Raw genomic sequence first — 19,890 nt, 5'->3', positions numbered from 1 at the left:
CTCCGTCGGTTTCGCCCTCCCCACCTCGGGCGGGAGAGCCGGACGGAAGCGTGATCCCGTCCGGGGCACTCGTCAAGCATTATGGAACGGTCGCCGGCGCGTCGGCGCCGAGGCGAGCGGGCTTGGTGCGGATGTCCATGGCGTTGCCGCGCCAGACGATGTCGCGGGCGACCCAGGCGGCGAGCCAGATCGGGACGAACAGCAGGTCGCGGGCGAGGCAGGCGAGCGGCCAGCGCCAGGAGCGCGGCCAGCCGTTGCGGGCGGCGAGCCGCCATTCGGCGCCGTACCAGGCCGCCGCCGTGCCGAGCATCGCCGCGAGGCCGGACAGGCCCCCGCCCGCAGCAGGAAAGGCCGCCAGCATCGGGATCACCGCGCCGGTGCCGATCTCGGGAGCGAAGAACAGCGGGAAGGTGACGCGGCGCAGCCGCGCCCAGCGCAGCTGGCGCGACCACACCTCGCCGGCGCGGCGCGGCCCGAGGGGTTGGGCGAAGGGCGCGGCGACGAGGTGGACCTTGCGGCCCATCGCCCGCACCAGCTTGGTGGCGGCGGCGTCCTCGGCGATCTCGGCGCCGAGCGCCCGGATGCCGCCCTGCGCGTCCAGCAGGGGACGGTACCAGAGCATGCTCTTGCCCTGGGCGAAGCCGAGGCCGAGCGCCTCGCCGACATATTGCCAGCGCGCCTGCAGGGTGTTGAGGAAGGCGCACTCGACCTCGGCCCAGAAGCTGCCGGGCCGGGTGCCGACCGGTGTCGAGCAGACGAGGCCGGTATCGGGACGCCAGGCGGCACGCAGGCGCTGAATATAGTCGACCGGCATCAGGACGTTCGAATCGGCCAGGACGATCCAGTCGTGGCGCGCCTCGTCCCAGCCGCGGATGCAGTTGTTGAGCTTCGGGTTGTCGCTCACCCGCTCGTCGCCGACGATCAGCCGCGCCGGCACGCCGGGATGGGCGGCGATCAGCCGCTCGACCAGGGGCACGATCGGGTCGGTCGCCCGGGCGACGCAGAAGATCAGCTCGTAGCGCGGATAGGCGAGGCGGAAGCCCGAGCCCAGCGTCTCCTCGCTGTAGGTCTCCAGGCCGCAGACCGGCCGCACCACCGTGACGGGGACCTCCACGGTCCCGGCCCGGTCCGGATCGGCCCGGCCGAGGCGGCGGAGCGCGATCGCGAGGCTCGCGAGGTTGATCACCGTGAGGGCGAGGCAGATGATGGCGGCGATGCCGGTACCGGTCATGCGGGTCCTCCCGGGCCGGTGCCGACCCGCGCCCTGTCTTCCCCTCAAACAGACGGGCTGTTGCAACCGTATGACGGTGGCGCACGTCCGGGCACCGGTGTCCCCGCCCCGCACCACCCTGGACCCGGCCTCCGGCCCGATTAAAGCACCACCCGATCACGTTGTGATCGGGTGGTGCTTTAAGCTTTTGATCTTGCCGCATTTTCTTCGACGAACCGGTATCCACTTAGTCGGAAAATGCTCTAGATTTTTTCGTGCAACCGCCCACCGACGAGCGAGCCCGGCATGTCCCTGACCCCCGCTTCCCGCCCGACCCTCCAGGCCCCCGATGACGATCCGCATCTCTGGCTCGAGGAGATCGATGGGGAGCGGGCGCTCGCCTGGGTCGAGGCGCAGAACGCCGACACGCTCGCAAGCCTCGCGGATGGCCGCTATGCCGCCGACCGCGACGGCCTGAAGGCCGCCCTCGACCGGCCGGACAAGATCCCGGGCGTCACCCGGCGCGGCGGCCTGCTCTACAACCTGTGGCAGGATGCCGAGCATCCCCGCGGCCTCTGGCGGCGCACGACGCAAGACGAGTACGCCAAGCCCGAGCCGGCCTGGGACGTGCTCCTCGACCTCGACGCGCTCGCCCGCGAGGAGGGCGAGGACTGGGTGTGGAGCGGTGCTTCGAGCCTGCCGGAGAGCCACGCCCGCGCCCTGATCCAGCTCTCCCGCGGCGGCGGCGACGCGACCGTGGTTCGCGAGTTCGACCTGACTGAGCGCCGCTTCGTCGCGGACGGCTTCACGCTGCCGGAGGCCAAGAGCATCCCGGTCTGGCTCGATCCCGACACGCTGCTGCTGGCAAGCCCGCTCGGCGGCCCGGAGCACGCGACGCAAGCGGGCTACGCCCGCACCGTGCGGCTGTGGCGGCGGGGCACCGACCCGCTGAGCGCCCCGGTGATCTTTTCCGCCGGCCCGGCCAGCATGGTCGCCTACGGCTATCCGGACCGGGAGGCGACACCGGAGCGCCTGGTCTTCGCCGAGCGCACCGGCTTCTTCGACGGCACGATCGACCTCGGCGACCGCACCGGGCCGAAGACCCGGCTCGCCATCCCGACCGATGCCGACGCCCACTGGCATCGCGGCCACCTCGCCATCCGCACCCGCACGCCGTGGGCGGTGGGCGGCGCGACCCACCCGGCCGACAGCGTGCTCGGCATTGGGCTCGACGCCTTCCTCGCGGGGGACAGGAATTTCCAGGTCCTGTTCACCCCCGGCCCGCGCCGGGCGCTGCAGGGCTTCTTCTGGACCGGCGGGCACCTCGTCATCTCGGTCCTCGACGACCTCAAGGCGGTATTTCCGGTCTTCACCCCCGCGGAGGGCGGCTGGGCCGAGAGCCGCGTCGCCGGCCTGCCGGAACTCGGCGTCGTCAGCGTGTGGTCGATGGACGGCGAGGAGGAGGAATCGAACGGCGACCTGATGGTGGCGGCCAACGACCCGGTCACCCCCTCGACCCTGCTGACCACCCGCCCCGACCTCGCCGCCCCGACGCTGCTGAAGCAGGCCCCGTCCCTGTTCGAGGCCGACGGGATGGTGGTGACCCGGCACGAGGCGGTGTCGAGCGACGGCGAGCGCATCCCCTACGTCCAGGCCGGCCCAGCCGGCGAGAACGGGGAGGCGCCGGTGCACCTCTCGGGCTACGGCGGCTTCCAGGTGACGAACCTCGCCGGCTACTCGGCGGTGCTCGGCCGGCTCTGGCTCGCCAAGGGCGGCACGCGTGTCGTGGCCAATATCCGCGGCGGCGGCGAGTTCGGCACCCGCTGGCACGAGGCCGGCCGGCGCGAGGGCAAGGCGCTCACCCACGACGATTTCGCGGCGGTGGCCGCCGACCTGGTGCGCCGCGGCGTGACCCGGCCCGGCCGCATCGCCGCCGAGGGCGGCTCCAACGGCGGGCTCCTCATCGCCAACATGCTGACGCGCTATCCGGAGCGCTTCGGCGCGCTGTTCTGCACCGTGCCGCTGATCGATATGCGGCGCTACACCAAGCTACTGGCGGGCGCGAGCTGGATCGCCGAGTACGGCGACCCCGACGACCCGGCGGACTGGGCCTTCCTGCAGCACATCTCGGCCTACCACGTCGCGGACGCCGGCAAGCCCTACCCGCCGATCCTGATCGCCACGACGCGGCGCGACGACCGGGTGCATCCGGGCCATGCCCGCAAGATGGCGGCGAAGCTCCAGGCGCTCGGCTACCCCGCCCGCTTCTACGAGCCCGAGGCCGGCGGCCATTCCCACGGCAAGACCAGCGCCGAGACCGCCGCCTTCGCGGCGCTCGGCGCCGCCTTCCTGCGGCGGGCGATCGGCTGGGAGCCGGAAGTGGCCGGCACATAATGGTTTCTGCGCAGTAAACCCCGGGGAAACCGGGGAACCTGAGCGCGGCGCGCACGTCATTCCGGTGCCCAAGCGTGGCATATCGCCTCCGCCTCCTGCCGGATAAGGGATTCTTCACGATGCGCGCCGCAGCAGCCTTGCTCGTCACCCTCTGCGTGGCAGGAGCGAGTGTTCGGACCGACGAGGCGCAGGCCGGCATCCTGATCCGGGTCGACAAGACCACCCAGCGGATGACCGTAACCCGCGACGGGCAGACGCTCTACGACTGGCCGGTCTCGACCGGCATGGAGGGCTACAGCACGCCGCGGGGCGCCTTCTCGCCCTCGCGCATGGTGGCCGATTACCGCTCGCGCGAGTGGGACGACGCGCCGATGCCGCACGCGATCTTCTTCACCGGCCGCGGCCACGCCATCCACGGCAGCAACCACACCTCCCGCCTCGGCACCCCCGCCTCCCACGGCTGCGTGCGCCTGGCGCCGGGCAAGGCCGCGACGCTCTACGCCCTCGTCAAGGCCGAGGGCATGGGCAACACCCGGGTGGTGATCGGCGGCGACGAGACCGTCCTCGCCGGCCGCGCGTCGCCGCGCCGGGAGGCGAGGGCGCGCCGGGAGCGCCTCGACGAGGACGGCTTCACGCAGACCACCCGCGTGTCGCGCCGCCGCGCCTCCGATCCTTGGGGCAACGACGGCTGGCAGCCGGTCGGGGCGACCTACCCGTCGCCCTACGGGGCGACGTACTATTCCTACGGCCCGTCGTACTGATCCCGGCTTGCCTGCCGAACGGGATCCGCGCGACACCTAGGCCCCACGCCGCCGCGAGGAAGCAGGCCCCGGAATGCGCAGCCTGTTCGTCCTGATGTCGATCGCGGTCGCCCTCGGCTTCGTGGTCAGCGGGCTCATCAACGGCCTCGACGACCGGGCGCTCGCCCGCAGCGAGCGCGAGGCGCAGAGGCGGGTCGGCGTCGCGGTGGCGGAGTATGCCCGCCGGCTCGGCCTATCGCAGGATTGGGCCGCCTATTGCCGGGCCGAGACCCGGCGCAAGCTCGCCACCTACCCGAAGGATGGCTCGATCCCGTTCGGCCTGCGCTACTCCACTGCCGGCACCGAGGAGGTCGAGCGGGCGATCCGCGAGCGCGAGACCTACGAGCGCCAGGACCAGATCCTGTGCCTGACGCAGCTGCCGGCGAGCCTGCGCGACGAGCGGGCCGCGCAGTGACGGCCTACAAGCCGTAGCGGGCGAAGGCCGCGCGCTCGTCGAGGGCGGCGAGCGCACCCTCGAACGCCGCGAGGCCGACCGCCCCCGGCTCGCGCCGGCGCAGCAGCCGCGCCAGCAGGCCGCCGCGGACCTGCTCGACGACCGGCAGTCGGACCGTGTCGCCGAACCGGGCGCGCAGGACAGAGCGGACGTCGCCGTGGCCGTCGACGAGGCCGAGCGCCAGGCCCTGGCGGCCGGTCCAGACCGCGCCGGAGAACAGCTCGTCGGGATCGCCCTTGAGACCGGGCCGGCGGCTCGACACCAACTCTGTGAACATCGCCTGCACGTCGGCCTGGATGTCCTTGAGGCGCGCGACGTCGTCCGGGTTCTCGGGCCGGAACGGGTCGAGCATCGCCTTGGCCTTGCCGGCGGTGTGGACCCGGCGCTCGACGCCGAGGCGCTCGATCAGCCCGGTGAAGCCGAACCCCGCCGAGACCACTCCGATCGAGCCGACGAGGGAGGACGGATCGCAGAAGATCTCGTCGCCCGCGCAGGCGATCATGTAGCCGCCGGAGGCCGCGACGTCCTCCACGAAGGCGAGGACCGGCACCCCGGCCTCGGCGGCGAGCGCCCGGATGCGGCGGAAGATCAGGTGTGACTGCGCCGCCGAGCCGCCGGGGGAGTTGATGACCAGCGCCACCGCCCGGATCCCCTTCATGCCGAAGGCCCGCTCCAGGGCCGGGGCGCAGGCGCCGAGGGAGAGCCCGGCCCGCAGGGGCGACACCGCCCCGATGGCGCCGCTCAGGCGCACGACCGGCACCACCGGGTGGCGGCGGGCCCATCGTTCGGGCAGGAGGGCGCGCAGGGCGGCGAGGGGCCGGAACGGCATGGCGGGGCGGGGTCTCCGATGGCGGATCCGACAGGTAGGCGGCGCGCGACGTCCCGGCAAGCGAGCCCGGGGCCGCAGGCGGGGACCGTGAGACATGCTGGGATGGACCTGCCCGAAAAGACCTGCGCGAGCGACGCATCCTCGAACAAGACCTGTCCGAACAAGACCCGCCCGACGGATCAAGTTCATCGCAAGTTTTTCACCCCTGTCGATTGAAGCGGGGCTGGGCGCGTCTAGATGATCCATCAGCGCCCCTCGGATCCCCGGCGGGCGTCCCGCCGCTCCGTCGCGGGCGGGAACCGAGCCTCGTTGCCACCCACCAGCCGGGGCGCCGGCCTTGAGCGCCGCGCCGCCCGAGGGAGACCGACACCATGCGTGCCCTTCGATGGATCAGCCTGGTCCTGACCCTGCTCGTCGCCGGGCTCGGGCTCGGCACCAGCCGCAGCTCCGCCGCCGCCCTGCCGAGCGCCGGCGCCCTCGCGGCCGAGGCCAGCGCCGCCGCACCGCTGGTCGACAAGGCCTATTACTACCGCCGCTACTACCGCTACCGGCCCTACCGCCGGTATTACGGCTACCGGCCCTACCGCCGCTACTACCGGCCGTACTACCGGCGCGCCTATCGCCCGTATTACCGCCCGTACTATCGGCCCTATTACCGGCCGTATCGCCGGGTCTACGGCCCGCGCTTCTTCTTCTGAGCGCGAGATTCCCGCGCGAGCGGCCGTTCGGCCGCTCCGCACCCCGCCGGTCGCGGCCCGCGACGGTCGACGACGCGGCCGCCGCCGGCCGAACAGATCCGGCCGTATCACCCGACATCGCAAGGCAGACCCGGGCGTTCGTCTCGAAGACACTCGCCGGCACGACCCATACCTTGAAAACAATCCAGTCGATCCGGCGCAGAGTATTCCCGGCATCGGTTGCGGAAGCCAGGCTCGTTTTCAGCCGTGACCGGCATCCGACCCGACCGACCGGGATCCGTCAGCCCGGTGGGTACATCACCGTTAAATCATGGAACCGAAACCTGTACGGCGCGAGAACGCGAGTTCCAACGCGAATCCTCGATTCCCGAACGGACATTTACTGACAGTTAAGCGCGGAAACCCCATCCTCTCCCGAGTCAGGGATCGAACCCTGGCTTCGGATAAGGGGAGCCGTCCGGCTTCCCATGCCGCGGGACCCGGCCCAGGGCCGGCGTCGTGCGCCGCGGGGGATGGTAGATGGACGTACTCGTCATCGACGACAGCCAGGCGGTACTGGCTCAGATGAAGCGGCTGCTGGAGCAGGATCGGCAGGCCGTCACCTCCATCTTCCGGAACCCGCTTCTGGCGCTCGACGAGGCGCGGATGCGCGCCTTCGACCTCGTGCTGGTCGACTACACCATGCCCGAGATGGACGGCGTGACCGTCATCCGCCAGTTGCGGGGGATCGCGCATTACGCCCAGGTGCCGATCGTGATGATCACCAGCGAGGTGAGCGACGCGGTGCGCCTCGCCGCCCTGGACGCGGGCGCCACCGACTTCCTCGACAAGCGCACCGGCCGCGTCGAGCTCCAGGTCCGGCTGCGCAACCTGGTGCGGCTGGCCACCGCAGTGCGCCGCCTCGACGATCAGGCCTCCTGGCTCGCCGGCGAGGTCGAGACGGCGGTGCGCACCCTGCGCGAGCGCGAGGCCGAGATCATCTTCCGCCTCTCCCTGGCGGTGGAATACCGGGACAACGACACCGGCGACCATACCTGGCGTGTCGCCCGCTACAGCCAGATCATGGCCGAGGCCCTGGGCCTCGACGCGGATCTCTGCCGCCGCGTCTATCTTGCGGCCCCGCTCCATGACGTCGGCAAGGTCGCGATCCCCGACGGCGTGCTGCTCAAGCCCGGCCGCCTCGACGAGAAGGAATTCGCCCTGATCCGCACCCATGCGGCGATCGGCAAGCGCATCCTGGGCGGCAGCAACTGCGAGCTGATCGGCCTCGCGGCGGAGATCGCCGAATCCCACCACGAGCGCTGGGACGGCGGCGGCTACCCGAACGGCCTGTCCGGCGAGGCGATCCCTCTCGCCGCCCGGATCGTCGCCGTCGCCGACGTGTTCGACGCGCTGACCACCGAGCGCCACTACAAGGCGGCGATGCCGCTGTCCCAGGCGCGGGCCTGCATCGCGGCGGAGAGCGGCCACCACTTCGATCCGGCCTGCGTCGCCGCCTTCCTGTCGCGGTGGGACGACATCGTCGCGGTCGGCGCCAGCGCCTCGGCGCATCTGCGCGACGTCCCGTTTCGGATCGAGCCCTGGGCCCGGGTGCCGTCCCTTCCCCGGGAGGTACCCGTGGAAGCCGAGCCGCGCGAGGACGAGGCGGCCTGACCCTCCGCGACGCCTCGGTTCGCGACGGTCGCACACAGCCTCGTCGTCCGCGAAAGGGGGGCCTGGACCGTTCCTCCAGCGCCTGTCGATCACTGTTGCGTCGCATGTCGCCGCCGCGCGTCGAGGCGCTGGTCTAAACGGCCGGATCCGGCAGCTCCGGCAGCCAGGCGGCGCCCTCCTCCACCAGGAAATCCCAGAACGCCTGGCCGGCGGGGCTCAGCACCTTGTCGGCCCGGCGCACCGAGAACCAGTCGCGGCGGATCGGCAGGCCCTCGACGTCGAGGAGCACGAGCCGGCCGTCGGCGACCTCGGCCGCCACGGTGTGGCCCGAGATCAGCGCGACGCCGAGACCCGCCATCACGGTCTGCTTGATGGTCTCGTTCGAGCCGCTGTCGATGCCGATGCGGGCGCGGCGGATCATGAGGCCGGCCATGAACTCCTCGAACACCGTGCGGGTGCCCGAGCCGTATTCGCGCACCAGGAACGGCTCCTCGGCCAATTCCGCCCGGGTCAGGCCGCGCCGCCCGGCGAAGCGGTGGTCGGGGGCGGCGATCACCACCAGGGGATGCGGGCCGACGCTCTCGGCGGTGATCGGGAAGTCCCGGGGCGCGCGGCCCATCAGGGCGAGGTCGACCCGGTAGTCGCGCAGGGCCTCGACGGTGGCGCCGCGGTTGCCGACCACGAGGTCGATCTCGATCCCGGGATGGGCCCGGGCGAAGCCGCCGACGATCCGCGGCGCGAAGTACTTCGCGGTCGAGACCACGCCGAGCGAGACCCGGCCGCCCTGGCCGCCGCGCAGGGTCCGCAGCCGCTCGGTGCAGGTCTCGAGCACGGTGCCGATGCTGTCGATCGCCCAGAGCAGCTCGCGGCCGGCATCGGTCGGCTTCAGCCCCGCATGGGTGCGGTCGAACAGGAGCAGGCCGATCTCGTCCTCGAGCCCCTTGATCCGCGCGGTCAGGGCCGCCGGGGTCACGTTCAGCTCCTGCGCCGCGCGCGTCATGGTGCCGAGCCGCGCGATCGCCGCGACGGCGTGGAGCTGCTTGAGCGAGAGGTTGCGTATCCGGTCCTGCGCCATCCGGTTCCTCGGCCCCGTGTCCCGGCCCATGACGTGTGCGATGCGAGTCCGATCCGACATCGCGGCCGGCCCCGGCGCATCCCGTACTTCGGGACAGGATGACGGAATCCGGGCCCGCGCCTAAGCTGCGGCCGAGACCACGGGCAGGTCCATCTGGGGCATCCGTTCCATCTGGGGCATCTACCGGAGTCGCATATGCTTCTGAGCGCCCGCACCGACATGCCTCCGCCGCGACGCCAGCCGACCGTCGGGCCGGTGCTCGCCGCCCTCGCGGCGGCGGCGGCGGCGACCGCCGCGCTGATCGCGACGCTTCCCGGGGATCCGCGGGCCGCCGCCCGGCGGATCTTCGCCGAAGCCCTGCGCGGGGCCGAGATCGCCGCCCTCGCCTGGCGCGACGCGGAGCGGCCGGAGCCGCGCCTCCCCGGCGCTGCCTACGTCCTCGCCCTCTCAGCTCTGGAGGGGGCGGACGACCTCGAGGGCGGGATGCCGGCCGGGACGCTGTTCTCCCTGCGGCCCGCCGGGCCGGATCCCGAGGCGGCGTTCCTGGCCCCGGGCCGGGCCCAGGTCGCAGCGGGCTTCGTCGTCTACGGCCCGCGCACCCTCCTGACCCTGACCGACGGCACGGCGACGACGACGCGGATCCTCGATCCGCGCAGCGGCACCTTCCGGCCGCCGGCCGTGCTCCGCCTGCCGCCGGACGCCATCGGCGGCGACGGAGCGCGGGGCGGGCAAGGAGCCCGCGCCGCCCCCCTCGCCTCGCTCGCGGCCTGCGCCCAGCGAGTGCTAACCCGCGGCGGCCTGCACCTGCGCCCGGCGGATCTTCGCGCCGATGGAGGGCTCCGGCTCGTCCACGAGGCGGCGCCGGTCGCGCTCGCGGTCGAGGCCGCCGGCGGAGCGGCCACCGACGAGCGCGGGCGCGCGATCCTCGACCTCGCCGCCGGCGGTCTCGACCGGACGACGCCGCTGGCGATCGGGCCGGTCCGGGCGGTGACGGACCTCGCCCGCCGCCTCGAGGCGGACCGCGACGCCGGCGGCTCGCCGCTCTTCGCCCCGCGCGGGCTGCTGCGGGCCTGACCCGCCATGTCGGCGCTCCACCCCATCGTGTCGGTGACCGGGTCGTCGGGCTCCGGCACCACCTCGGTGCGCAACACCTTCGAGCAGATCTTCCGCCGCGAGGGGGTCGAGGCGGTGTTCATCGAGGGCGACGCCTTCCACGCCCTCGACCGGGCGGCGATGCGCGAGGCGGAGGCGCGCGAGCCGACCCTGAGCCATTTCGGCGAGCGGGCGAACCTGCTCACCGAACTGGAGGCGGTGTTTCGCGACTACGCCGCCTCGGGCCGCGGCCGCACCCGGCACTACGTGCACGATTCCGAGGACGCCGCGCGCTTCCACGCCGAGCCCGGCACCTTCACGCCCTGGGAGGATTTTCCGGAAGGGTCGGACCTCCTGTTCTACGAGGGCCTGCACGGGGCGCTGACCAACGAGCGTGTCGACATCGCGGGCCAAGCCGATCTCAGGATCGGCGTGGTGCCGGTGATCAACCTGGAATGGATCCAGAAGCTCCACCGCGACAAGGCCGCCCGCGGCTACTCGACCGAGGCGGTGACCGACGTGATCCTGCGCCGGATGCCCGACTACGTCACCACCATCTGCCCGCAATTCACCAACACCGACATCAACTTCCAGCGCATTCCGACGGTCGACACCTCGAACCCGTTCGTCGCCCGCTGGATCCCGACCGCCGACGAATCGATGGTGGTAATCCGCTTCCGCGACCCCCGCGGCATCGACTTCCCCTACCTGATCTCGATGATCGCCGGCAGCTTCATGTCGCGGGCGAACTCGGTGGTGATCCCCGGCGGCAAGCTCGACCTCGCGATGCAGCTGATCCTGACCCCGATGATCCTGCGCCTGGTCGAGCGCCGGCGCCGCTTGCTCTAGGCCCATCGGCTCGGCCTGTTGCTCGGCTTGTGCTCGGGGCAGGATGGCGTAAGAGTCCGGCCAGTCGACGTACCTTCGGGAAGGCACCTCGGGGGCGAGGGCCCTGAGGGAGAAGGCACCCCGAGTTTGCGAGAGTCCCGGTGGATGGCGAGTGACGGGTCGATCCGTGAGGCGCAGGAGGCCGGGAACGGCCGGGCGGAGCTGCCGTACCGGCTGCGGCAGCAGGCGCTGATGGGCGCCTTCGCCCGGATGGCGCTGCAGACCCGCGACCTCGACGCGCTGCTGGCGCGGGCGAGCGAGCTCTGCGCCGAGGCCCTGGGTGCCGCGTGCTGCCAGGTCCTGGAATATCGCGCCAGCGATCACGCCTTCGTGATCCGGGCCTGCACGGGTCTCGGCGACGACCGGGTCGGGACAGATTTCGCGGCCGGGGACGAGGCGACGCCGGCGGCCTACGCCTTCCGCACCGGCGCCGGCGTGCTCGCCAACGGGATCCGCCCGGGGGCCGAGCATGACGGCGCACGCTTCCATGTGCCGGAGGTCCTGCGCCGGCCGGAGGCCCTGGCACCGACCAGTCCCTGCCACGCGGTCAACGTGCCGATCGCGCTCGGCGACGAGAGCCGGCGCGCCTACGGCGTGCTCGAGGCCTGGGGCACCGAGGGCCAGGGCTTCGACCGGGCCGACCAGGAATTCCTCGCCGGCTTCGCCGGGCTGATCGGCATTGCGGTGGAGCGCCACCAGGGCGATGCGCGCCTGCGCGACGCCCTCGACCATCAGGTGCAGCTCACCCGGGAGATGAGCCACCGGGTCAAGAACAGTCTCGGCGTGGTGGCGGGCCTCTTACGGCTCCAGGCGCGGGACGCCCAGTCCGAGGCAGTGCGTCACGCCCTCGAGGATGCGGGCGCGCGCATCGCCACCGTGGCCGAGGTGCACGATCACCTTTGGCGCGGCATCCACCAGCTCGGCATGGTCGAACTGGCCGACTTCCTGCGCGAGCTGGTGGCGAAGCTCCGGGAGGAGGCGCCGGGCTACGACCTCGCCTGCGAGGCTGATTCGAAGGTGATCAGCGCCGACCAGGCGATCCCGATCGGCCTCGTCGTCAACGAGCTGGTGACCAACGCGGTCAAGCACGCCTATCCGCACGGCACCGGGCCGGTGCGGGTCAGCCTCGCGGTGCACGAGGAGGGACTGCGCCTCGCGGTCCGCGACGACGGCGTCGGCCTGCCGCCGGGCTTCGACGTGTCGATGCGCCAGCGCTCGCTGGGCCTCAAGATCATCGCCAGCCTGATCCGCCAGCTCGACGGACGCCTCAGCACCGCGGAGAGCGGGCCGGGGGCGCATTTCGTGCTGGATATTCCGCTGGGATGAGGGGGCGGGCGCGGCGAAGAGTCTGCGGCGCGGCAAAGAGTCTACGGAAGAATTGAAACCCTCCGCGTCATCCCGGGGCCGCGACAGCGGAACCCGGGATCCATATCCGCTGAGGTTTCAGGAAGAGGCGGAACGCCGGTCGCTTTATTCGTCATCCTCAGCGGTTATGGATCTCGGGTTCTCGACTGCGTCGAGCCCCGGGATGACGCAGATGGTTTCAGTATCCATGTCTCCAATTATGTCGGGTCGTGGTTTCGCGCGCCGCACAGACGCACGGCGTACCCACCCCTCACGCCGCCCGCACCGGCCGCACCGGCGTCTCCTCCGCCAAGGCCGGTAGCGCATCCATCACCCGGGTCGCCGGGAAGGTGACGATGACCTCGGTGCCCTCGCGCGGGCGCGACTTCAGCTGGAAGCCGCCGCCATGCAGGTCGACGAGGCCCTTCACGATCGGCAGGCCGAGGCCCGATCCCTGCTCGGCGGTCTTGATCGCGAGCGAGCCGCGGCCGAAGGACGACATCACCGTCGGGATCTCGTCCTCGGGGATACCGGGACCGGTATCCTTCACGCTGACATATTGCCCGCCCGACGAGGTCCAGCCGACCTTGATGGTGATCTCGCCCCCCGGCGGCGTGAACTTGATCGCGTTCGACAGGACGTTAAGCACGATCTGGCGCAACGCCCGCTCGTCCGCCCAGAGCCGCGGCAGGGTGGGGTCGATGAGCTCGTGGAAGGTCTGGTTCTTGGCCCGCGCGCGCAAGCCCATCATGTGCCGGCTCTCCTCGACCACGTAGGCGAGCTGGAGGGCCTCCTCGTTGAGCTCGTAGCGCCCGGCCTCGATGCGCGAGAGGTCGAGGATCTCGTTGATGAGGTTGAGCAGGTGCAGGCCGCTGTCGTGGATGTCGGTCGAGTATTCCCGGTAGGAACCCGAGGAATGCGGGCCGAACACCTCGTTCTTCATCACCTCCGAGAAGCCCAGGATGGCGTTGAGCGGCGTGCGCAGCTCGTGGCTCATGGTGGCGAGGAAGCGGGATTTGGCGAGGTTGGCTTCCTCGGCCCGCCGGCGCGCCTCGTCGGAATTGGCCTTGGCCTGCTCCAGTTCGCCGAAGATCGCATCCTTCTCGGCCCGCGATTGCAGCGCCGAGACCGTCGAGGCGTGCAGGTGGTTCGACAGGAACAGGAAGAACAGCTGCGCGCAGACCGCCATGCCGACGAGCAGGACCGATTCCGCCTCCCGCGACAGGCACAGGAGCGCCGCGGTGGCGGCGCTGAGCGGCAGGAGGCCCGCATAGGCGCCGAGCGGCACCGTGGCGGCGAGCATCGTGGTCACGGCGGCCACGATGACGAGGACGAACATCACGAAGGTGCGGGCGTTCGCCGCCTCGACCTGGAGCAGCATCACGACGAGCAGCGCCCAGGCGACGCTCTGGACCACCTCGCCGACGATCACCCGCCGGCGCGAGGCCGGCAGCGACAGCGCGTCCGGATCCTGGCGCAGGAAGGAGCGGGCGAGCGCGGTGTTGCCGGCGATCACCGCCAGCACGCCGGCGCACCAGGTGCCGCTCAGGAGCACCGGCGCCCAGAACATCGAGGCGGCGGCGATGCAGCAGGCCAGCACCACCAGCGGCAGGAAGGCGCCGATGCGGTACTGGGCGTAGACGCGCAGAAGCTCGTAATCGAAGGCGCGCTCGAGCCCGATCGAGGAGGTCAGCCGCTCGCGGGCGGAGCGCACGTCCCGCGCAACCTTGCGCCGCCGAGCCGCCTCCTCCGCCGTCGGGCCGCGCCCGCGCTGAACCATTTCCGCCGTGACTTCGGACATCGCGATCGGGTCTGCCGCTCCCTCGCCGCCTGACACCATGGGGTTGGTCCGGGGGAGGCTGACCGAACTTCGTTAAGGTCCTCCTGCCGGGACCCTGAGAATGCAACGCATCGAATGCGACGCGATCGGGCGTCCCGCCCTGCCGCTGCGGCACGCGCGGACGGGTGCGCTGGCGCACATCGGCCCCGCTTGCCGAGGGTCCAGGAGCAGCCGCACACAAGAAGCCCTGGAACCGTTCCAGCCTCTCGTCGGAAGCGCACGATGACGAAGCTCACCCTCAACGGCCGGACCTACGAGGTCGAGGCCGATCCCGAGATGCCGCTCCTCTGGGCGATCCGCGACCACCTCAACCTCACCGGCACGAAATATGGCTGCGGCATCGCGCAGTGCGGCGCCTGCACCGTCCACATCGACGGGCAGCCGGTGCGCTCGTGCCAGACCCGCCTCGGCGATGTCGGCGAGGGAAAGATCACCACCATCGAGGGCATTGCCGGCCCGGTGGCCGAGGCGGTCCGCACTGCCTGGCGCAATCTCGACGTGGTGCAGTGCGGCTACTGCCAGTCGGGCCAGATGATGTCGGCGATCGGTCTCCTCTCGGAGAACAAGACGCCGAGCGACGCCGACATCGACGCCGCCATGGACGGCAATGTCTGCCGCTGCGGCACCTACCAGCGCATCCGCGCGGCGATCCACGACGCCGCCCGCTCCCTCGCCTGACCGGGACGCCGCCATGCTGAACCACAGAATCAAGACGCGCGGAGACGTCGTCTCCTCCCGCCGCGCCTTCCTGCGCGGCACCGCCGCGGCCGGCGGCGCCCTGGTGATCGGGCTCCACCTCGACCCGAAGGGCGCGCGGGCCGCGGGCGGCCCCGACCTGTCGAAGGCCCCGGCTAGACCTAACGCCTTCGTGCGCATCGCCGCCGACGACACCGTGACGGTGGTGATCAAGCACCTCGACATGGGCCAGGGCAACACGACGGGGCTGGCCACCATCGTGGCGGAGGAGCTCGACGCCGACTGGGCGCAGATGCGCGCGGTCTTCGCCCCGGCCGATGCCAGCCTCTACAACAACCTCGCCTTCGGGCCGATCCAGGGCACCGGCGGCTCGACCGCGGTGGCGAATTCCTGGATCCAGCTGCGCAAGGCCGGGGCCGCCGCCCGCGCGATGCTGGTCGCGGCCGCGGCCGAGGAATGGAAGATGCCGGCCGGCGAGATCGCGATCGAGAAGGGCGTGCTGCGCCACGCCAGCGGCAGGCAAGCCCGCTTCGGCGCCTTCGCCGCCAAGGCGGCCGTGCAGCCGGTCCCCGAGAACCCGACCCTCAAGGATCCCTCTGCCTTCCGGCTGATCGGCACCAAGCTGCCGCGGCTCGATTCGAAGGCGAAGACCGACGGCAGCGCGCAATACGCCCTCGACGTGCGCCGGCCGGGCCAGCTTACGGCCCTCGTCGCCCGCGCCCCGCGCTTCGGCGCGACGCTGAAATCAGTGGACGACAACGCCGCCAAGGCAGTGCCGGGCGTGGTCCAGGTGGTGCGGATCCCGAGCGGCGTCGCCGTGGTGGCGAAGGACACCTGGTCGGCGATGAAGGGCCGCGAGGCCCTGAAGCTCACCTGGGACGATGCCGGCGCCGAGCGGCAATCGACGGAGTCGCAACAAGCGGCCTACAAGGCGATGGCCGACAAGCCCGGCCTCGTCGCCTCGCAGCGTGGCGACGCGGCGGGCGCCATCAAGGGCGCGGCCAAGGTGCTGGAGGCGGAGTTCAGCTTCCCCTACCTGGCGCACGCCCCGATGGAGCCGCTCAACGCCACGATCGAGCGCGCGGCCGATGGTGGCTACGAGATCTATGCCGGCTCGCAGTTCCAGACCATCGAGCAGGCGGTGGCCGCCGGCATCCTCGGCACCACCGCCGACAAGATCCGCATCACCACGCTGTGGGCCGGCGGCTCGTTCGGCCGGCGCGCCACGGCGTCCGCCGACTACATCGCCGAGGCCGCGGCGATCCTGAAGGCCACCGGCGAGAAGAACCCGATCCACCTCGTCTGGACCCGCGAGGACGACATCACCGGCGGCTACTATCGCCCGGCCGCCTATCACCGCATCCGCGCCGGCCTCGACACCAAGGGGGCGATCACCGGGTGGGAGCACCGCATCGTCGGCAAGTCGATCATCATCGGCACAGCCCTCGAGGCGATGATGGTGAAGGACGGGGTCGACGCCACCACCGTCGAGGGCGCATCCGACACCCCCTACGCCCTGCCGGCCTACCGGTTCGAGGTCCACAACGCCCGTGAGGGCGTGCCGGTCCTGTGGTGGCGCTCGGTCGGGCACTCGCATACCGCGCAGGCGATGGAAGGGTTCGTCGACGAACTCGCCCACGCCGCCGGCCAGGACCCGGTGGCCTACCGGCTCGGCCTCCTGAAACAGGCGCCGCGGCTCTCTGCCGCGCTGACGCTGGCCGCCGAGAAGGCCGGCTGGAGCGCCCGCGAGCAGAAGCCGGGACGGGGCTACGGCGTCGCCGCGCACGAATCCTTCGGCTCCTACGTGGCGATGGTGGCCGACGTGACGGCGGAAGCCGGCAAGGTGAAGGTGAACCGCATCGTGGCGGCGGTCGATGTCGGCGTCGCGGTGAACCCGGACATCATCCGGGCGCAGGTCGAGGGCGCAGTCGGCTTCGCGCTCTCGGCGGTCCTGCGCAACAGGATCACCTTCAAGGACGGCGAGGTGCAGGAGAAGAACTTCGACGCCTACGAGCCGACCCGGATGAGCGAGATGCCGAAGGTCGAGGTCCACATCGTGCCCTCGGCCGCCGCCCCCACCGGCATCGGCGAGCCCGGCGTGCCGGTCCTGGCCCCGGCGATCGCGAACGCGGTCTTCGCCGCCACCGGCCAGCGCCTGCGCTCGCTCCCCCTCGACCTCACGGCGCTCCGCGGCGTGTGATCGCGCACCACACCCTTAACCCCTGCCCTATATGAAGGGAATGACTTCCAGTTTTGGACCCGAGACGACTTCAGGGTGCGGCGAAAGCCGCACCCTTTTTTCATTCGTCCCCGACTTCGCCGAGACCGCGGAGCGGGTGCGCGCCTGCCGGCTCTGCCGCGAGGCGCCGCGCCACGGACCGCCGCTTCCGGTCGAGCCGCGGCCGATCGTCCAGGGCACGTCCCGCGCCCGGATCTGCATCGCCAGCCAGGCGCCGGGCAACCGGGCGTTCCAGAGCGGGGTGCCGTTCCAGGACCCGTCCGGCAAGCGGCTGCGCGAGTGGCTCGGCCTCGACGAGCCGGCCTTCTACGACCCCGACCTGATCGCGATCGTGCCGATGGGCGCCTGCTTCCCGGGCCACGACGCCAAGGGCGGCGACCTGCCGCCGCGGCGCGAATGCGCGGAGACCTGGCGCGCACCGCTCCTCGCCGGCCTGCCCGACCTAGAGCTGATCCTGTTGATCGGGCAGTACGCGCAAGCCTGGCATCTCGGCCGCCAGCCCGGCGGCCTCACCGGCACCGTGGCCCGCTGGCGCGAGATTTTTTTGGAGACCCAGCGCCCCCGCCTGCTGCCGCTGCCCCACCCGTCCTGGCGCAACACGCCGTGGCTCAGGAAGCATCCGTGGTTCGAGGCGGAGTTGCTGCCGGTGCTGCGGGCGGAGGTGGCTCGGTTGGCGCAGGAGGTGGCGCGGGAGGCATCGCGGTGATGGTCCGCGCCGACCTTCCCACCCCACAGGGTCATCCCGGGGCCTCGCAGCGGAGCCCGGGATCCAGAACCGCAGGTGCCTCAGGATCAGGCCGGACGCTTCCGCCTCTTTCTGAATGAACTGAGGTTCTGGGCGTGCCTGCGGCACTCCGGGCTCCGCTGCGCAGCCCCGGAATGACATGGTGGGTTTCAAATTGGCCTGTGCCAAGTGCATCGGCGAACGGCGAACAGGAATGCAGAGCCGGGCTTGATTCCGGGGACGCACTCCGTGATGGGTGCGCCCGACGACATTCCTGGAGGTCCCGTGCCCGAGCCCATCAGCCCCCGCGACCGCCTGATCGTCGCCCTCGACATGGCGAGCACCGACGAGGCCGAGCGCCTGATCGCGCGGATCGGCGACGCCGCGAGCTTCTACAAGATCGGCTACCGCCTCGGCTATGCCGGCGGCCTTAACCTTGCCGAGCGGCTGGTGAAGGGCGGCCACAAGGTCTTCCTCGACCTCAAGCTCCACGACATCGGCAACACCGTCGAGGAGGGAGTGCAGTCGCTGGCCGGGATCGGCGCCACCTTCCTCACCGTCCACGCCTATCCGCAGACCATGCGGGCGGCAGCGAACGGGCGCGACCAGGCGGGGAGCGGCCTGAAGATCCTCGGGGTCACGGTGCTCACCTCCTACGACGACGCGGATGCGCGCGAGGCCGGCTACGCGCTGACGGTCGCCGATCTCGTCGCGGTGCGGGCCGCTGCCGCCAAGGCGATCGGCATCGACGGCATCGTCTGCTCGGCGGCGGAGGCGCCGCAGGTGCGGGAGATCCTCGGGCCCGACCGGCTGATCGTCACGCCGGGCATCCGGCCTGCTGGCGCGGAGATCGGCGACCAGAAGCGCGTCGTGACCCCAGCCGAGGCGATGCGCGCCGGCGTCGATCACGTCGTCGTCGGCCGGCCGATCACCGGGGCCGCCGACCCGCGCGACGTCGCCCACCGCATCGTCGACGAGATGGCCGCCGCGCTCTAGAGCATTTTCCGACGAAATGGACGCCGGTTCGTCGAAGAAAATGCGGCAAAATCAAAGATCTAGAGAGCTTCGCGATTGCAGCGCGATCGTGAAGTGCTCTAGAACGGACAGCTGAACGACAGGGAGAACTGCAATGGCGAAGGGATACTGGGTCGGCCGCGTCGACGTCTCGAAGCCGGAGGCCTACAAGAACTACGTCGCGGCCAATGGCGTCGCCTTCGCGAAATTCGGTGGGCGCTTCCTGGTGCGCGGTGGGAGCTTCGAGGCGGTGAGCGGATCGAGCCGCGCCCGCAACGTGGTGATCGAGTTCCCGAGCTACGACCAGGCGCTCGCCTGCTGGCACTCGCCCGAGTACCAGGCCGCCCGCGCCAAGCAGGAGGGCGGCGCCGAGATCGACCTCATCGTGATCGAGGGCTACGACGGGCCGCAGCCCGGCGAGGCTTGAGCGTGGCGGCGGGGGGATCCTCGGCGGGCAAATCCTCGGGATGGGGCTGGCGCCGGGTGCTGCGCCTCACTCTCACGGTCGTGCCGCCCCTCGTCGGGGTCTTCCTGATCGGGCAGGCGGTGGTGGCGTCGATCGGCGGCGACATCCGCCGCTGGGAGTTCGTGCTCGGGGCGGTCTGCCTGTGCCTGACCTTTGCCGGGCGGCTGGTGCCGGAGGAGTGACAGGCGGCCTGTCGCAGCTGAGAGGCGCCGGTGTGTGGACGCTTCCATTCCCACCGCACAGGGTCATCCCGGGGCCGCGCAGCGGAGCCCGGGATCCAGAACCGCTGAGATCGTCGAAGAAGTCGGAACGCGTTGCACTGTATTCTGCACCGCCAGCGGTTATGGATCCCGGGTTCTCGGCCGCGCCGAGCCCCGGGATGACGCGGAGAGTATCAGGACGGTCGGGTACCCAGCCAGAGGATGACCTCGGCATCGGCGCGCCCTGGAACCACCCCAGCCCCGACCCCTTTCC

The 19,890-nt window shown here is 71.4% G+C and carries 18 protein-coding genes; 14 read left to right on the top strand and 4 right to left on the bottom strand.

Annotated elements, in window-relative coordinates:
• Positions 1-79 precede the first annotated feature (79 nt).
• The gene (locus ABZT49_RS20015) at positions 80-1,231 is read right to left on the bottom strand and encodes a ceramide glucosyltransferase (RefSeq protein ID WP_355288332.1); all 1,152 of its coding nucleotides are present in this window, start codon (positions 1,229-1,231) and stop codon (positions 80-82) included.
• A 285-nt stretch (positions 1,232-1,516) separates the two neighbouring features.
• Between ABZT49_RS20015 and ABZT49_RS20010 the strand changes: the two genes are divergently transcribed.
• From ABZT49_RS20010 to ABZT49_RS20000, 3 genes are all read left to right on the top strand, one after another.
• Positions 1,517-3,604 (top strand): prolyl oligopeptidase family serine peptidase, encoded by a 2,088-nt coding sequence (locus ABZT49_RS20010; protein WP_355288330.1) that lies wholly within the window; start codon positions 1,517-1,519, stop codon positions 3,602-3,604.
• A gap of 119 nt (positions 3,605-3,723) precedes the next feature.
• Positions 3,724-4,365, top strand: coding sequence for a L,D-transpeptidase (locus ABZT49_RS20005; RefSeq protein ID WP_355288328.1), 642 nt, complete (start codon positions 3,724-3,726; stop codon positions 4,363-4,365).
• A 73-nt stretch (positions 4,366-4,438) separates the two neighbouring features.
• Positions 4,439-4,819, top strand: coding sequence for a hypothetical protein (locus tag ABZT49_RS20000; RefSeq protein WP_355288326.1), 381 nt, complete (start codon positions 4,439-4,441; stop codon positions 4,817-4,819).
• 4 nt (positions 4,820-4,823) lie between these two features.
• Here the strand turns inward: ABZT49_RS20000 and ABZT49_RS19995 are convergent, their stop codons facing one another.
• A complete protein-coding gene (locus tag ABZT49_RS19995; protein ID WP_355288325.1) occupies positions 4,824-5,687 on the bottom strand; it encodes a S49 family peptidase in 864 nt (287 codons plus the stop codon).
• Positions 5,688-6,058: 371 nt separating this feature from the next.
• Here ABZT49_RS19995 and ABZT49_RS19990 point away from each other — a divergent pair, with 371 nt between their 5' ends.
• Together ABZT49_RS19990 and ABZT49_RS19985 are read left to right on the top strand one after the other, a co-directional pair.
• The gene (locus tag ABZT49_RS19990) at positions 6,059-6,385 is read left to right on the top strand and encodes a hypothetical protein (protein ID WP_244539759.1); all 327 of its coding nucleotides are present in this window, start codon (positions 6,059-6,061) and stop codon (positions 6,383-6,385) included.
• A 519-nt stretch (positions 6,386-6,904) separates the two neighbouring features.
• Positions 6,905-8,038 carry an HD domain-containing phosphohydrolase gene (locus tag ABZT49_RS19985; RefSeq protein WP_355288323.1) on the top strand — a complete coding sequence of 378 codons (1,134 nt, stop codon included), beginning with the start codon at positions 6,905-6,907 and terminating at the stop codon, positions 8,036-8,038.
• Between the two features lie 133 nt (positions 8,039-8,171).
• Here the strand turns inward: ABZT49_RS19985 and ABZT49_RS19980 are convergent, their stop codons facing one another.
• The gene (locus tag ABZT49_RS19980) at positions 8,172-9,098 is read right to left on the bottom strand and encodes a LysR substrate-binding domain-containing protein (protein ID WP_355288350.1); all 927 of its coding nucleotides are present in this window, start codon (positions 9,096-9,098) and stop codon (positions 8,172-8,174) included.
• Between the two features lie 210 nt (positions 9,099-9,308).
• Here ABZT49_RS19980 and ABZT49_RS19975 point away from each other — a divergent pair, with 210 nt between their 5' ends.
• The 3 genes from ABZT49_RS19975 (at position 9,309) to ABZT49_RS19965 (ending at position 12,419) form a co-directional block, all read left to right on the top strand.
• Positions 9,309-10,187 (top strand): fructose-bisphosphatase, encoded by an 879-nt coding sequence (locus ABZT49_RS19975; protein ID WP_355288321.1) that lies wholly within the window; start codon positions 9,309-9,311, stop codon positions 10,185-10,187.
• Positions 10,188-10,193: 6 nt separating this feature from the next.
• Positions 10,194-11,054 (top strand): phosphoribulokinase, encoded by an 861-nt coding sequence (locus tag ABZT49_RS19970; protein ID WP_355288319.1) that lies wholly within the window; start codon positions 10,194-10,196, stop codon positions 11,052-11,054.
• A 144-nt stretch (positions 11,055-11,198) separates the two neighbouring features.
• Positions 11,199-12,419, top strand: coding sequence for a histidine kinase dimerization/phosphoacceptor domain -containing protein (locus ABZT49_RS19965; RefSeq protein WP_355288317.1), 1,221 nt, complete (start codon positions 11,199-11,201; stop codon positions 12,417-12,419).
• Between the two features lie 289 nt (positions 12,420-12,708).
• Here ABZT49_RS19965 and ABZT49_RS19960 read toward each other — a convergent pair whose 3' ends face one another.
• Positions 12,709-14,238 (bottom strand): HAMP domain-containing sensor histidine kinase, encoded by a 1,530-nt coding sequence (locus tag ABZT49_RS19960; protein WP_355288315.1) that lies wholly within the window; start codon positions 14,236-14,238, stop codon positions 12,709-12,711.
• Between the two features lie 261 nt (positions 14,239-14,499).
• On the opposite strand from ABZT49_RS19960, the gene ABZT49_RS19955 reads away from it, so the two are divergent.
• The 6 genes from ABZT49_RS19955 to ABZT49_RS19930 all read left to right on the top strand — a co-directional run bounded on the left by ABZT49_RS19955 (position 14,500) and on the right by ABZT49_RS19930 (position 19,598).
• A complete protein-coding gene (locus ABZT49_RS19955) occupies positions 14,500-14,955 on the top strand; it encodes a (2Fe-2S)-binding protein (protein ID WP_355288313.1) in 456 nt (151 codons plus the stop codon).
• A 13-nt stretch (positions 14,956-14,968) separates the two neighbouring features.
• Positions 14,969-17,173, top strand: coding sequence for a xanthine dehydrogenase family protein molybdopterin-binding subunit (locus ABZT49_RS19950; protein WP_355288311.1), 2,205 nt, complete (start codon positions 14,969-14,971; stop codon positions 17,171-17,173).
• Positions 17,174-17,309: 136 nt separating this feature from the next.
• Positions 17,310-17,918, top strand: a complete 609-nt coding sequence (locus ABZT49_RS19945; RefSeq protein ID WP_355288310.1) for a uracil-DNA glycosylase family protein — start codon at positions 17,310-17,312, stop codon at positions 17,916-17,918.
• Positions 17,919-18,221: 303 nt separating this feature from the next.
• A complete protein-coding gene (gene pyrF / locus ABZT49_RS19940) occupies positions 18,222-18,932 on the top strand; it encodes an orotidine-5'-phosphate decarboxylase (RefSeq protein ID WP_355288308.1) in 711 nt (236 codons plus the stop codon).
• Between the two features lie 133 nt (positions 18,933-19,065).
• A complete protein-coding gene (locus ABZT49_RS19935) occupies positions 19,066-19,377 on the top strand; it encodes a DUF1330 domain-containing protein (protein ID WP_355288306.1) in 312 nt (103 codons plus the stop codon).
• A gap of 2 nt (positions 19,378-19,379) precedes the next feature.
• On the top strand, positions 19,380-19,598 hold the full coding sequence (locus tag ABZT49_RS19930) for a hypothetical protein (RefSeq protein WP_355288304.1): 219 nt from the start codon (positions 19,380-19,382) through the stop codon (positions 19,596-19,598).
• The last annotated feature ends 292 nt before the right edge of the window (positions 19,599-19,890 follow it).

The organism is Methylobacterium sp. EM32 (assembly GCF_040593685.1).
Lineage (GTDB): Bacteria > Pseudomonadota > Alphaproteobacteria > Rhizobiales > Beijerinckiaceae > Methylobacterium.
Note: the sequence above shows the minus strand (reverse complement) of the source record. Positions and strands in the feature narration are given on the sequence as shown.